Source organism: Paenibacillus thailandensis (assembly GCF_042685365.1).
Lineage (GTDB): Bacteria > Bacillota > Bacilli > Paenibacillales > Paenibacillaceae > Paenibacillus_AP > Paenibacillus_AP thailandensis.
The window spans coordinates 22,581-36,738 of the sequence record NZ_JBHUMY010000006.1 but is presented as its reverse complement, the minus strand read 5'-3'; the positions used below and the strand labels follow the sequence as shown (position 1 = coordinate 36,738).

The 14,158-nt window shown below is 55.5% G+C and carries 12 protein-coding genes; 6 read left to right on the top strand and 6 right to left on the bottom strand.

Annotated features, from left to right (window positions below; all coding sequences use genetic code 11):
• Positions 1 to 24: 24 nt before the first annotated feature.
• Positions 25 to 954: an ABC transporter permease gene (locus ACFSW5_RS05105; protein ID WP_379270333.1), complete on the bottom strand. Its 930-nt coding sequence runs from the start codon at positions 952 to 954 to the stop codon at positions 25 to 27.
• Between the two features lie 233 nt (positions 955 to 1,187).
• Here ACFSW5_RS05105 and ACFSW5_RS05100 point away from each other — a divergent pair, with 233 nt between their 5' ends.
• The 3 genes from ACFSW5_RS05100 to ACFSW5_RS05090 all read left to right on the top strand — a co-directional run bounded on the left by ACFSW5_RS05100 (position 1,188) and on the right by ACFSW5_RS05090 (position 5,859).
• Positions 1,188 to 2,063, top strand: coding sequence for a helix-turn-helix transcriptional regulator (locus ACFSW5_RS05100; RefSeq protein ID WP_379270332.1), 876 nt, complete (start codon positions 1,188 to 1,190; stop codon positions 2,061 to 2,063).
• Positions 2,064 to 2,111: 48 nt separating this feature from the next.
• The gene (locus tag ACFSW5_RS05095) at positions 2,112 to 5,588 is read left to right on the top strand and encodes a glycoside hydrolase family 2 TIM barrel-domain containing protein (RefSeq protein WP_379270331.1); all 3,477 of its coding nucleotides are present in this window, start codon (positions 2,112 to 2,114) and stop codon (positions 5,586 to 5,588) included.
• A 151-nt stretch (positions 5,589 to 5,739) separates the two neighbouring features.
• Entirely contained in the window at positions 5,740 to 5,859 is a 120-nt protein-coding gene (locus ACFSW5_RS05090; RefSeq protein WP_379270330.1) for a sporulation protein YjcZ, read from the top strand.
• Positions 5,860 to 5,908: 49 nt separating this feature from the next.
• Here the strand turns inward: ACFSW5_RS05090 and ACFSW5_RS05085 are convergent, their stop codons facing one another.
• The 3 genes from ACFSW5_RS05085 to ACFSW5_RS05075 form a co-directional block, all read right to left on the bottom strand.
• Positions 5,909 to 7,897 (bottom strand): GTP-binding protein, encoded by a 1,989-nt coding sequence (locus tag ACFSW5_RS05085; RefSeq protein ID WP_379270329.1) that lies wholly within the window; start codon positions 7,895 to 7,897, stop codon positions 5,909 to 5,911.
• Positions 7,898 to 7,988: 91 nt separating this feature from the next.
• Positions 7,989 to 8,489 (bottom strand): Cys-tRNA(Pro) deacylase, encoded by a 501-nt coding sequence (gene ybaK, locus ACFSW5_RS05080; protein ID WP_379270328.1) that lies wholly within the window; start codon positions 8,487 to 8,489, stop codon positions 7,989 to 7,991.
• Between the two features lie 151 nt (positions 8,490 to 8,640).
• Complete coding sequence (locus tag ACFSW5_RS05075; RefSeq protein ID WP_379270327.1) at positions 8,641 to 10,068, bottom strand: FAD/NAD(P)-binding protein; 1,428 nt, start codon at positions 10,066 to 10,068, stop codon at positions 8,641 to 8,643.
• A gap of 331 nt (positions 10,069 to 10,399) precedes the next feature.
• Between ACFSW5_RS05075 and ACFSW5_RS05070 the strand changes: the two genes are divergently transcribed.
• Positions 10,400 to 11,476 (top strand): YeeE/YedE thiosulfate transporter family protein, encoded by a 1,077-nt coding sequence (locus tag ACFSW5_RS05070; protein ID WP_379270326.1) that lies wholly within the window; start codon positions 10,400 to 10,402, stop codon positions 11,474 to 11,476.
• 13 nt (positions 11,477 to 11,489) lie between these two features.
• Entirely contained in the window at positions 11,490 to 11,714 is a 225-nt protein-coding gene (locus ACFSW5_RS05065; protein WP_379270325.1) for a sulfurtransferase TusA family protein, read from the top strand.
• Positions 11,715 to 11,775: 61 nt separating this feature from the next.
• Here ACFSW5_RS05065 and ACFSW5_RS05060 read toward each other — a convergent pair whose 3' ends face one another.
• Positions 11,776 to 12,198: a VOC family protein gene (locus ACFSW5_RS05060; protein WP_379270324.1), complete on the bottom strand. Its 423-nt coding sequence runs from the start codon at positions 12,196 to 12,198 to the stop codon at positions 11,776 to 11,778.
• A gap of 267 nt (positions 12,199 to 12,465) precedes the next feature.
• Here ACFSW5_RS05060 and greA point away from each other — a divergent pair, with 267 nt between their 5' ends.
• Positions 12,466 to 12,945 carry a transcription elongation factor GreA gene (gene greA / locus ACFSW5_RS05055; protein ID WP_379270323.1) on the top strand — a complete coding sequence of 160 codons (480 nt, stop codon included), beginning with the start codon at positions 12,466 to 12,468 and terminating at the stop codon, positions 12,943 to 12,945.
• 57 nt (positions 12,946 to 13,002) lie between these two features.
• Here greA and ACFSW5_RS05050 read toward each other — a convergent pair whose 3' ends face one another.
• The gene (locus ACFSW5_RS05050; RefSeq protein ID WP_379270322.1) at positions 13,003 to 14,157 is read right to left on the bottom strand and encodes an MFS transporter; all 1,155 of its coding nucleotides are present in this window, start codon (positions 14,155 to 14,157) and stop codon (positions 13,003 to 13,005) included.
• Position 14,158: the final 1 nt, after the last annotated feature.

The following is a 14,158-nucleotide window of genomic DNA, read 5'->3' as shown; positions in this document are numbered from 1 at the left end:
CGCCTTCACGCCATCTTCCCCTTTCTACCATAAGCTTGATTTGGTGGTTTTCTTGGAAATTTGGTTCGCTGTCGTCACTAAGATCAAGCCGATTACGCCTTCGAACAAACCGACGGCGGTTGCATAGCTGAAATTCGCGCCGGTAATACCCATTCTGTACACGTAAGTGGAGATGACATCGGCCGTCTCATACGTTAAAGGATTGTACAGAAGCAAAATCTTCTCGAAATTCGAGCCCAAAATACCGCCGATATCCAAAACCAAAAGCGTCATGATGGTCGGCAATATGCCCGGTATTGTCACATGCCGCATCAGCCGAAAACGATTCGCGCCGTCGATTTTTGCCGCTTCGTACAGCTCGGTATTAATCCCGGTCATCGCAGCGAGATACAGGATCGTACCCCAACCGAGACCTTGCCAAATGCCGGAGGAAACATAAATCGTCGGAAACCATTCCGGCAAGGAGATAAATTCAATCCTATCGTAACCCAAATTTGCAATCAGATTGTTTATCGGGCCGTTTATGGAAACGACTTCCTTGATCATGCCCGCCACGATAACCATGGATATAAAATGAGGCAAATACGAAACGGTCTGGACGAATTTCTTGACGGTTAATTTGCGAAGCTCGTTCAGCAATAGAGCAAAGCCCAAAGTTAGAGGAAAACGAACGATTAAATAGGTAACGCTCAACTGTAAATCGTTGAAGAAGGCTCTCCAGAAGGTCGGATCTTTCATAAACATCTCGAAGTATTGAAAGCCGACCCATTCCGTGCCGAATAGATTGGGTCCTCCCCTGTACTTGCGGAAAGCGATTATGTTGCCCAGCATCGGCGCGTATTTGAAGATGAGAAAATAAATGACGGGTATGATCAGAAAAGAATACAGCTTCCACTCCTTTCTGACGTGCTTCCATAATGGGCCGGCATCCGCCGTCTTGCTTCGCGCTGCCATCGTCATCACCGCTTTCCTTGCAATCTTATCCGTGTTATGATCATCATTGCCACGGATGAAACCGTTTCCTTACACGAGTTCCGGTTCGTTATGAATGCGGTTTCATCAAGACTCATTATATCGGCTGCATCTGCTTTCGCTCTTCGTGATTATAGCTTTCGACTTCTCAAATATTGCGATTTTTGCAAGAGAATGTTCCAAACGAGATTACGGGGGAAAGGATTGGGTTCACAATGATCGAAATGCTGGAAGGCGTAAAAGAAACGGTATCGTTTCGCGAACATTTTGGCATCCGGATGTACCTGAACGTTGAAGCGGAAAACTATCCGCTCCATTGGCATACCGCGGCGGAAATCATCATGCCTCTGGAAAACCGCTATACGGCCATCGTAGGCGATGCGACGCACATTCTCCGCCCCGACGATATCTTTATCATTCCTTCAGGGGAGCTGCACCAGCTGATCGCTCCCGATTCCGGAAAACGGCTCATTATGCAATTCGACTGCTCCCTGCTTTATGCGTTGAGCGGGTTCGAATCCACGTTTCATCTGCTGCGCCCCTGCCTCGTCGTCACGCCCGAGCGCCACGGCGAGCTGCATGCATCTCTCAAGCCGCTCCTCATCGGCATGATGAACGAATATTTCGGCGATTCCACGCTGAAGGAAGCTTCCTCCTACGCCCTGTTGATCCAGTTTTTCGTCCATCTCGGACGCAATTTGCGCGACGAACGGCGCGAGCATTGCCGGACCAAAAGCCATAAGCAGCATAAATATATCGACAGCTTCGTGCAGGTGTGCAGCTATATAAGCGAGCATTGCACCGAGGATATCCGGGTGGACGACCTTGCCGGGCTTGCCGGCTTCAGCAAGTTCCATTTTGCGCGTCTGTTCAAACAATATGTGGGTACATCTTACTACAATTATCTCAACCAGAACCGGGTCAAGCATGCGGAGAAGCTGCTGATCGACCCGAATTTGTCGATTACGGAAATCGCCATGCGCTCCGGCTTCGGCAGTCTCGCCACCTTCAACCGCGTCTTTAAAAACTATAAAAAATGCACGCCGACGGAATACAAGCACCTTTACGGCGGCTACGGCCTTAGGCGTTAACGTTTCGCGCCTAACGTCATTTCGTTCTAATAAAGGAGAAATTAATCGATGAGCCGGAAACGAAAGTTCAACAGCGGCTGGTTGTTCGCCAAGCAGCCTCTTCACTCCGATTACGATTCCGTTATGAACGGCCATACGGACTGGATGCCCGTCACGCTGCCGCATGACTGGCTGATCTACGATTCCAAGAGTCTGTACGAAACCGGCGAAGGCTGGTACAGCAAAACGTTCGTTTGGGACGAAGAATCTCCCGGCACCCGCGTCTCGATCCGGTTCGAAGGCGTCTACATGGATTGCTCGCTTTATGTTAACGGACAGCCGGCCGGCGAATGGAAATACGGTTATTCGACCTTCGAATTCGACATTACGCCGCATGTGAAGCCGGGGCCAAACCTAATTGCCGTCCGGGTCGTCCACGAATCGCCCAATTCGCGCTGGTATTCCGGCGCGGGCATTTATCGTTCGGTGTGGCTTAAAACGTATCCCGACACCCATCTCGTCGCGGACGGCATTTATATCGCCGCCCGTCAAACCGGCAGCTTCTGGACCGTCGACGTCGATACCGAGGTCCGGTTCGGCGGCGGCCCGGACGGAACAGTCCAATACAAGCTCCGTCATCGTATTCTGGACTCGTCTAGGACGACGATCGCTGCGGGCGAATCCTCCTTCCCCGGCGATGCGGGCGCAACCGCGGCCGTCAATTGCCGGCTGACCGTAAACGAGCCGGAGCTGTGGGATATCGAGCATCCCAAATTATATACGCTCCGAACGGAATTGCTCGCGAACGGCGCGCCGATCGACGAAGAGACGCAAACGTTCGGCTTCCGCACAATCGGATTCGATACCGAACAAGGCTTCTTCCTGAACGGCCGCCGCGTCAAGCTGAAAGGGGTATGCCAGCATCACGATTTGGGCTGCCTGGGAGCCGCCGTAAACAAGGCTGCGCTGCGGAGGCAAATCGCGCTTCTGCAGGAAATGGGCGTTAACGCCATCCGCACCGCCCACAATATGCCGGCCGTCGAGCTGATGGAGCTGGCGGACGAAATGGGCGTGCTGATCGTTTCGGAAGCGTTCGATATGTGGGAGCGAAAGAAAACGGCTTACGATTACGCGAGGTTTTTCCCTGAATGGTGGGAGAAGGACGTCGCCAGCTGGGTACGCCGCGACCGGAACCGCCCGAGCATGCTGATGTGGAGCATCGGCAACGAAATTTACGATACGCACGCCGGGCCGCGCGGGCAAGAATTGACGGCTATGCTGCGCGATGCGGTGAAGCTGCACGATCCGAAGAGCAACGCCGCCGTGACGATCGGCTCCAATTATATGGCTTGGGAAAACGCCCAAAAATGCGCCGATCTCGTCAAGTTCGCCGGCTATAACTACGGGGAGAAATATTACGGCGAGCATCACGCCAAGCATCCGGACTGGCACATCTACGGGAGCGAGACGTGCTCGACCGTGCAAAGCAGAGGTATTTATCATTTTCCGTTGTCTGAGTCCGTTCTGGCGGACGACGACGAGCAATGCTCGTCGCTCGGCAACAGTTCGACCAGCTGGGGGGCTAAGAGCGCGGAAAGCTGCATTATCGCCGACCGCGACGCGCCATATTCGCTCGGACAATTTCTGTGGAGCGGCTTCGACTACATCGGAGAGCCGACGCCGTACCATACGAAAAACTCGTATTTCGGACAGCTCGATACCGCGGGCTTCAAAAAAGATTCGTATTATATTTACCAAGCGGAATGGACGGATTATAGAACGAAGCCGATGGTCCATATATTCCCGTATTGGGATTTTTCCGAAGGGCAGATGATCGACGTGCGGGTGTGCTCCAACGCGCCGAGGATCGAATTGTTCTTGGACGGCGAATCGTTGGGCGCCTTTGAGATCGACCATGCCCGCGGGGACAAGCTTGTGGGCGATTGGCGGCTGCCGTACCGCAAAGGCGTGCTCCGGGCGGTCGCGTACGACGAGCACGGCACCGCGATTGCGGAGGATACGAAAGCGTCGTTCGGAGACGCGGCCGCGCTCGTATTGACGCCGGACAAAACGACGTTCGCGGCGGACGGCTCCGACCTCGTATTCGTGGAGATTTCGGCTGTCGATCAAGAAGGCCGCCCGGTCGAAAACGCCAATAACCGGGTCGATGTCGCCGTGGAAGGGCCGGGACGGCTCGTCGGGCTCGATAACGGCGACAGCACCGACTACGATTGCTATAAAGGGACAAGCCGCCGTATGTTCAGCGGCAAGCTGCTTGCCGTGATCGCGGCTACGCTTGACACCGGTACGGTAACGGTACGGGCCGTATCCGGCGGATTGGCTGCCGGCGAGCTGACGTTGTCCGCCGCCGCCCCTGAACGGCCGGGCGACGACGAATATCCGCTTTATGACTTGGCGCTTATGAACATGAAGAAGCACGGACAGGATCGATCGGGAGAGGAAACCGCCGACATCCCCGTGCGCAAGCTGGAAATCGTATGCCCGGAAGGCACCCGGCTCTCCCCCGAACGTAAATCGATTCGTGTGCGTGCAATCATTCACCCGGACAATGCCACGTACCGGGACGTGCAATGGCGAATTGCGAACGCGGCCGGGATCGACGCCAATATCGCCACGCTTGAGCCGAACGGGCACGAAGCCGTTATTACCGCTTTGGGCGACGGGGAGCTTTACGTCCGGTGCGGGACGACGAACGGCGCGGACGGAATTCGGCTGTATTCGCAGATGGAGCTGCATATCTCCGGCATGGGGCAAGCGTATTTGAACCCGTACGACTTTGTCTCGGCCGGTTTCTGCAACAAGGAAACCAGCGTTAACCTGACGAACGGCAACGAGCGGGGCGTCGCCACGGCAAGGGACGGCGAAAGCCGGATCTGCTTCGACAACGTCGATTTCGGAAGGTACGGCTCGAGCGAAATGACGCTGCCGATATTCTCCTTGGACAGCGAACGGTTTCCGATCGAAATATGGGAAGGGGTTCCGGGAGAAGAAGGCGCGGCAATGCTGACGGAGATAACTTACCAGAAGCCGTCCCGCTGGAACGTGTACCAGGAAGAAACGTACCGGCTGCCTAAAAAGCTCAAGGGCGTCGTCTCGCTGTCCTTCGTTTTGCGGCGCAAAATCCATCTGAAGGGCTTCCGGTTCAAACAAACGGCAAAGGCGTACGAACCGATTAACGCGCTCGACCGCGACTATATTTACGGCGATTCCTTTACGCTCGCGGACGGGGCGATCGAGAACATCGGCAACAATGTGTCGCTGGTGTTTAACGGGATGGATTTCGGGGAAACGGGAAGCGCGAAGCTTATAATGTGCGGGCACTCTCCGATCGACAACAATACGATTCATATCCAGTTCGGCGGTCCGGACGGCGAAACGAGACAAATCGTCGAGTTTCCGTATTCCGAAGGCTACTGCGAGCGGGAATTCGCGCTTGAGCGGATCGCCGGCCCCCGGACGGTAACGTTTATCTTTTTGCCGGGCAGCCAATTCGACTTCAAATGGTTTCAATTCGTGGAGGGCTAACGACATCGGCGGCCAATGACCCCGCCGCAATCCGGTTGGATCAGGGGGACGGACGAATATGGTTATTTGTCTGCCTGACGGATACCCAAGCCATCCCGGCCGAAACGACATACTTTAAAGAGTACTCCATCGCAAGGAGGTGCTAGTTAGAATGTCCGGATTCGGTTACGGTTGCGGCACGGGTTCCTTCGGTTTTATCCTTGTATTGTTTATTCTGTTGGTGATTATTGCTTGCAGCTGCGGTTTCTTCGGCGGCGGTTTCGGCTGGTAATCCAGACAAAAAAGGTCTGCGGCGTTATGCCGCAGGCCTTTTTGCCATATTATTCGGTTTCGCCCGTGGCCGTTTCATCCTCAGCCGGAATGTGCAAATAGGCGGGCACGTCTTCCCAAGGAACCGTGAACCCTTTTCCTTTGGCGCAAAAAATGGACGACGACGGATATTGCGGGTCGGCGTCTTTGTTATACCCCTTCCCCTCGATCACCGCTTCCGCGTCGTGGCACGGCTCGTACCCGGACAGCTTCAGGCTGACGGACCCTTTCCCGCTTGTATAGGCGGCCAGCTCCGTCTGGTAATTCATAAACCTGGCGACCGGAACGCGTCCGGTCATATACGCGGTATCGCCTTGAACTTCCGGCGGGTCGAAACGGCCGGACGCCGTCTGAACGTCGCTCATGATTTTGCCGATATGATCGATTCCCGCCTTAATTTTGAATTCGTACACCGGCTCCAGCAGCATGCCTGGCGTCTTCTCCAGCCCTTGCCTGAGCGCCCGAAGCGTCGCTTCCCGGAAATCGCCGCCGCTTGTATGCTTGTTATGGGCTCGTCCGGTCAACAAAGTGACGACGACGTCCGTAAGCGGCGCCCCGGCAAGCAAGCCGCGATGCGGCTTCTCCAACACATGCTGCCCGATCAAATTCTGATAGCCGGTGCTCAGATCGTCGGCATGACAGTCGTTCACGAATGTGACGCCGCTGCCTCTCGGCGCCGGTTCGATCCGCAAATGCACCTCGGCATAATGGCCAAGCGGTTCGAAATGCCCATAGCCGACCGTCCCTTGCGTTATCGTTTCCTTGTACAAAATTTCCGGTTGGCCGAACGTTACCGCCATACCGAACCGCTCCTTGACAACCTCCTCCAGCACTTCAAGCTGGATCGCCCCCATCACGCGAACATGCAGCTCCTGCAGCGTCTCCTCCCATTCGACGCCAAGCGAAGGATCTTCCGCGTCCAGCATCCGGAAACAGCGAAGAACGTCCCGCAGCGGATACGACGGATCGAAGATCACCTTCGATTTAAGCGCCGGCTCAAGCTCATAGCGAAGCCGCTCTTCAAGAGCTCCAAGCCCGTCGCCGGCCGCGGCGGCCGAGAGCCCCGTTACCGCTACCAGCTGCCCCGCTTCCGCTTCGTTTGCCGCCGCAAATTTATCGCCGTTGCAAATGCGGATGGACGTAACTTTCTCCCGAATAAGTTCCCCGCTCTCGTCCTTATACGCGATCTCGTCCCTGACCGCCAGCTTCCCCTGCAGCAACTTCAAATAGGTTAGTCGCGTGCCCTGCCGGTCATGCCTGATTTTATAAACCCGCGCCGCGAAAGGAGAGGAAGCGTCGTACGCCGTATGCGCCAGCAGCTCCAGATTGGCGAGAAAAGCCGTAATCCCTTCATCGAGCAGCGCCGAACCGCTCATGACCGGATAAAGGGCGGCTTCCTTCACAAGCTTGGCAAGCGTCTTGACGAACATGGGCTCGTCTGCCTTTCCTTCCATATAAGCCTCCAGCAGCTCTTCGTCCCGCTCGGCCGCCATAACGGCCGTTTCCTCGGCTACTCCATCCGCCAAGGAACCTTGCAGCGGCACCGCGTCGGGCGTAAGCTCCCGCCGGATTTGCGCCAGCACGGCGTCGGCGTCGGCGCCTTCTCGGTCCGTTTTGTTGATGAAAAAAAACGCCGGAATCCGCCGTTCTTTAATGAGACGCCACACCGTTTCGGTATGGCTCTCGACCCCTTCCACCGCGCTGACGATGACGACCGCGTAGTCCATCACTTGCAATACCCGTTCCATCTCTGCGGAAAAGTCGACATGGCCCGGGGTGTCGATCAAATAAAAGGTTGCGCTGCGGCCGGCCATGACCGCCTGATCGGCAAATATCGTAATGCCCCGGGCCCGCTCCAGCTCATGGCTGTCCAGAAAAGCGTTCCGATGGTCCACTCGGCCACGGCTGCGAATGCTGTCCGTATGGTAAAGCAGCTGCTCGGCGAAAGTCGTCTTGCCCGCATCGACATGCGCCAGCAGCCCGATCGTTATGTTCATCATTCTTTTTTCACGTCCTGTATCGTGATCGGCAAGCGCCGTTATCGTCAACCCTCATTATATAACGGCTTCACGATCCGGCAATACCCTAAGGTTAATTCGAAGCCGCTTCGCCGGCGCCGCGTTTGGCAAGCGGTGCGTACTTAGCCGAAACTTGCGCGGCCAGGCTCGCCGGTTCAAGCTCCACCTGCAGGCCGATTTTGCCCGCGCTGACCAGGATCGTTTCCAGCTTCATGGCGCTGTCGTCGATATAGGTCGGATACAGCTTCTTCATGCCGACGGGCGAGCAGCCTCCTCTTATATAACCGGTATGCTTAAGCAAATCTTTAACAGGGAGCATTTCGATTTTTTTGGCTCCGGCCGCTTTGGCCGCCTGTTTCAGATCGAGCTCCGAGCCGACCGGAATGACATATACGAACAAGCTTGCGCCTTGATGCGCAACCAACGTTTTGAATACCGTTTCGGGCGGTTTGCCGATCTTCGCCGCCACCGCAGTCCCGTGTATATTGCCGTCCCCGGGGTCGTAATTCCATACGCGATAGCGGATTCCGGCCTTATCCAATAGCCGCATCGCGTTCGTTTTATGTTCAGCCATCATGTCATCTCCGTCCTTGTATCTTTTTATTATTGATGATAACAGGAGGCCCGGCGAATGCAAGCTTGTCCCCGTTCTTCCGCAAGCGCGGCGCAAAAAAAGACGAGCCCGCCTTCCGGCGGATTCGTCTGCTTCTTTTCCTATAAGGCCGTTACTTCGCGGCTTCGGCTATAGGCCACTCGCCTACAAATTCTTTTTCGTCGTAAGCATAGAACCGGCTTAAGATGCGTTCCCGGTCGTCGAGGAACAATTGGTCGGCCACGGCCGATACGACCTTCGGCACCGCAAAACGAATGCCCGACAGCGCCGAAGCGGAAACGCCGCAGCTGACGAGCGCCGAATAGCTGAATGTAAAGATGCCGTGCAGCAGCTTCTCGCCTTCCTCGTCCCGGCTCGTAAAAGCAAACCCCGGCGTCAAATACGGGTGTGCGTCCAGCAGCTTGTTCGCGACTCGATCGGGCGCTTTGTACCGGTCGCCCCAACGGGCGATGTGCTTCTCCACGAGCTTCAGCTCCGGCCTTAACGCGGGATCGGTAAGCAGCCCCGTGCTGACGATCAAATAATCGAAAACGTGCTTGCCTTGCGGCGTCGTCACGACAGCCCCTTCTTCCGCCGCTTCGACATCGAGCCAAGGTGCGCCCAGATGGAGCCGGAAGCCCGGCCACGAAGCGGCGCGCTCGAACGTATCGTTGGTCGGCGGCTGGTTGTGCTTGAAGAAATGCGCCATCACTTCGTATTTATCCGCATCGGACAGCGCCGCATACCGTTCGATCAAGCCGGAGCCTTCCATTTGGCGGATCGGGTTAATCCGGGGCAGCTCCTTGCGCCTGACGAACACATGCGCTTCGGCGACCCCTGCGGAAAGGGCGTAATTCGCGTTGTCGAACGCCGATGCCCCGCCGCCCAGCACCGCTACCCTTTTGCCTTGCAGCGCCGCGAAATCGATCGCTTCCGAGGTATGGGCGTAGAGCGAAGACGGCAGCTTCCGTTTGATCATCTCCGGCACATGCCATTCCCCGCCGCCTTGAATCCCCGTAGCCAATACGACTTTGCGCGCAAGCAGCGATTCGCTTGCCGCCCCCGCTCCCGAAATATGGAGGCGGTGCAGTCCGCGCGCGGCAGGCTCGATGAGCTCCAGCTTTACTTCGTTGACGACCGGCAAGCCCAGCACCCGGCGATACCAGCGCAAATAGTTCATCCATTCGCCTCTCGGAATTTTGCCGAGCGCCTCCCAAGCTTCCGGCCCGTATTGCGCTTCCCACCAGGAACGGAACGTAAGAGACGGTATGCCGAGATCGACGGAAGTCAGATGCTTCGGCGTGCGCAGCGTGACCATACGCGCATACGTTTCCCACGGGCCCTCCGTCCCTTCCGGATTTTCGTCGATGACGATAATATTGGAAATTCTCTCGCGCATCAAGCCGAATGCGATGCTAAGGCCGCACTGGCCGCCTCCGACGATCGCGACATCGTATACATGGCCCTCCGGACGGCTAACCGGCTGCAGCCAATCCGGGCCGCCGAACGCCAAATAGGACAGATCGGTTTTCACTCGTTCGTTCAAAGCTTCTAAACTCATGATCATCATACCTTTCAACGTTGACTTCCATTCAGCCTGCGAATCCCGAGCAGACAGCAAAAGCTATGCCGGACCATCCAATCGCCGGTTCCAATGTAATGTTTCCTGACACAACATTTCTTTTATCATATAGAGATCCGATTCCGGTTTAAACCCTTAAGCCGACGATTTGTAATCCCGCCTAAAAACTCGCCGCCGAATTGTTCACGCTCAACAGACGGCGGGAGATAGGAAAATAATGGACTCTTGACGTGAAGACGAAATATGTTATCATCAAAAATGCTTTAAAACCAAGTGACATACTAAACATTACAAACGAGAGAGGTTGAACATGCTGCAAATGATCGTCACCGGGTTGCTGTGCGGCGGATTGCTTGGCTTCGTCATGCAGCGGGGCCGGTTTTGCCTGACCGGCGGCTTCCGGGATATGTATATAGCGAAGGATAACCGCATGTTTTATGCGCTGTTGATCGCCATAACCGTCCAAAGCGTCGGCGTATTCGCCCTTATCCGGCTCGGACTGATTCAATTTAACGCCGGAGATTTCCCATGGCTCGCCACCGTATTGGGCTCCTTTATTTTCGGCATCGGCATCATATTGGCAGGCGGCTGCGCAACCGGCACGTGGTACCGGGCGGGCGAAGGGCTGATCGGCAGCTGGATCGCCTTGTTCGGTTATATGGCGATGGCGGCCATGATGAAATCGGGTGCGCTTGTGCCGGTTAACGACGGGATTAAGGAAGTCGCCGTACCGGTCAATTCCATTCCGGAGACGTTCGGCATTTCGGCGTGGCCGTTCATTGCGCTGCTGGCTCTTATTACGGCGGGGCTTGTCGTTAAAACGCTGCGCAAGCCGAAAGTGGCTATTCCGGCCATGAAGCCGAAACGGAAAGGACTTAACCATCTGTTGTTCGAAAAACGCTGGCACCCGTTCGTCACGGCGGTGCTCGTCGGGCTGATCGCGCTGCTCGCTTGGCCGCTCAGCGAAGCTACCGGAAGAATGTCCGGTCTTGGCATCACGACGCCTTCGGCCAACATTCTGCAATATTTGGTTACGGGAGATGGAGATAAGTATATCAACTGGGGCGTGTTCCTCGTGCTCGGCATCTTCCTTGGCTCGTTCGCAGCGGCCAAAGGGAGCCGGGAATTCCGCTTCCGCGCGCCGGACGCGAAAACGGCCGTATCGAGCTTTGCCGGCGGCCTGCTGATGGGCTTCGGCGCAAGCTGGGCCGGCGGCTGCTCCATCGGCAACGGTCTTGTCATGACCGCCATGATGACTTGGCAGGGCTGGATTTCATTGATCTTTATGATTCTCGGCACGTGGACGGCCGCTTATTTCGTTTACGTCCGCCCTCGCGCCAAAGCGAAACAAAATCGTTCTGCCGCCAGCGCGGCAGCGACCGCATAAGGAGGACCCGACTATGAAGCATAAACTTGAAGTGATCGGAATGGTATGCCCGTTCCCGCTGATCGAAGCGAAAGAAGCGATGGAGAAGCTGAACAGCGGCGACGAGCTCGTCATCGATTTCGACTGCACGCAAGCGACCGAAGCGATTCCGCGTTGGGCGGCCGAAGCCGGCCACGCCGTCACCAATTTCGAGCAGGTCGACGACGCGTCGTGGACGATTACGGTTCAAAAGAAATAATAGCAAAAACGGCCGTTCCCGCTTGCGGGACGGCCGTTTTTTATAGGCTCTCGCTTTCGATTTACATCGGCTCGCTGTTCAAATTCAATTGCCATTGGACGCCGAACTTATCGGTCACTTGGCCGTAAAGCTTGCTCCAGAACGTCTCTTGGAGCTCCATGGCGACGGTGCCGCCTTCCTTCAGCTTGTCGAAAGCCGCACGGACGTCCTCGGCATTATCCGTCAGCAGGGCAAGCGTAATATTGTTGCCGGTTTGAAACGGCATCCCCGGAAAGACGTCCGAAAACATAACGTTGCTTCCCCAAATCGAAAGACGGGCATGCATGACCAGATTTTTAGCCTCTTCGGGCAATGTAAACTCGGGGCTTTGCGGTCCTTCTCCGAACGTCATAATTTGAGGCTTGTCCACACCAAACGTTTCGGCGTAAAACTCGATGGCTTCCCTGCAATTTCCGTTAAAGTTGAAATAGACCTCGACCGGCAAATCCAATCACTCCTCGTCATAGGGATAGGTTGTCGCCTCCTGCTGCCTTTAAACCTTACATATTGTACCATATTTACATGCGGGCTACAAAAACAAAAACGCTCGCCGGAACATTCGCATGATCCGGCCGCAAAGGACATAATAATGGAAGATGCCCGATGTTCGGCTTGTTAGCGAAGGCGGCTAACGCTTACAATGAAAGAAGACGGGCTTGACTCGCGTTTACGGCAATTTTGGTGTAGGATGAAGATAAAGGAGTTGTCATGCATGTCACAAGAAGAAGTCATTTTAACGCAAGAAGGCATTGAGAAATTGGAGCAGGAATTGGAAGAGCTTAAAGTCGTAAAACGGCGGGAGCTTGCCGAACGGATCAAAACCGCGATCAGTTACGGCGACTTGAAGGAGAACAGCGAATATCACTCCGCCAAGGAAGAGCAGGCGTTCATGGAAACGCGGATCGCCCAGATCGAAAAAATGCTCCGCAAAGCGCGCGTCGTCGATCCGCAAAAGATGGACACTTCAAAAGTTAATGTAGGCGCCGTTGTCGTTCTGCACGATACGGAATTTGACGAAACGATCGAATACACGCTGGTAGGGCCGGCCGAGGCGGATGTCGTCAATAACAAAATTTCGTATGAGAGCCCGCTCGGCAAAGCGCTGCTCGGCCAAAAAGTCGGCAGCGTCATTCAGGTCGACGCGCCGATGGGCATCATTACGTATAAACTGCTTGAAATTAAAGGCGCTTAATTCCGCACCTGTCGAAACGCCGCGAACGCTATCGTTCGCGGCGTTTGTAGTGTGCTCTTACTTGAACGACGTTTCCCCCGCCTGCCGCGCTTCCCGACGGATGAACAAGCAGACGACCGCGCCGATCAGCGACAGACACGCCATGATGCCGTACAGGTTGGCGCCCCCCAGCGTCTCGAGCAAATATCCTCCCGCGAAGGAACTGAAGATGCCGGATATGCCGAAGAACACGACCGCCAACACCGTTTGTCCGGTCGCTTTGAATTGCTCCGGAATTATCGTGTACAAATACTGGACCGATGCCGTATAGAACAACACGAACGTAACGCCTTGCAGCGCCTGGAGCAGCACGGCGACAACCGGATATCCGGCGATGGCGGTGAGCCCGAACCGGATCGCGTAAATAATCCCCGCAACCGCGATAATGCCGAGCTCTCTCCCCGGCTTGAGCAAACGGTGCACAAAGGCGAAGCAAACGACTTCCGAGATCGTCATAATGAACCAGGCATAACCGACGAGCTTCATGCCGCCACCCAGTTCGGCGATATACAGGCCGATATACGTATCGTTCGTCCGGTGCGGAATCGCCATCAGAAGCACAAGCGCGAGAAAGACGAGCGTGGACCGCTCCGACAGGAAGCCGCCGAGATCCTTCATCCGCAGCGGCTTGTTGACCGCCTGCACGTCCTGCAGGGCAAAGCCGGTCACGAAGGTAACGAAGCCGTACCCGAGAAACAAAAAGGCGATGCTGGCCATGCCGGCGTTGTCGGTGATATAGCCGATTAAGAGCGAAGCGGTCGCATAACCGAGGGCGCCGAACATTTTGATCGAGCCGTACGGAATTCCCCTCCGCTGGGCAGACTGGTAATTCAAGCTTTCGATCAGCGGGTCGGTCGGCATGCAGAACACGTACATCATGATGACCAGCAGCACGATTGCAGCCGGCGCCGATGCGTTAAACAGGCAAAATCCCGAAACGACCGAGACGCCGATAATGACCAGCAGCACTTTTTTGATCGTTTTTTTATAGTCGCTCACGAGCCCCCACATCGGCTGGGCAAACACGCTTACGACGCCGCCAACGCCCAGCAGCGCTCCGATTTGCGTCCGGGATATCCCTTCGTCCGCTAAATAAAGCGGCAGAAACGATAAAAAAATCGAAAACATGGAAAAATAGCCGAAATTGAAAAACCTTAAAATGTTGACCTGCACA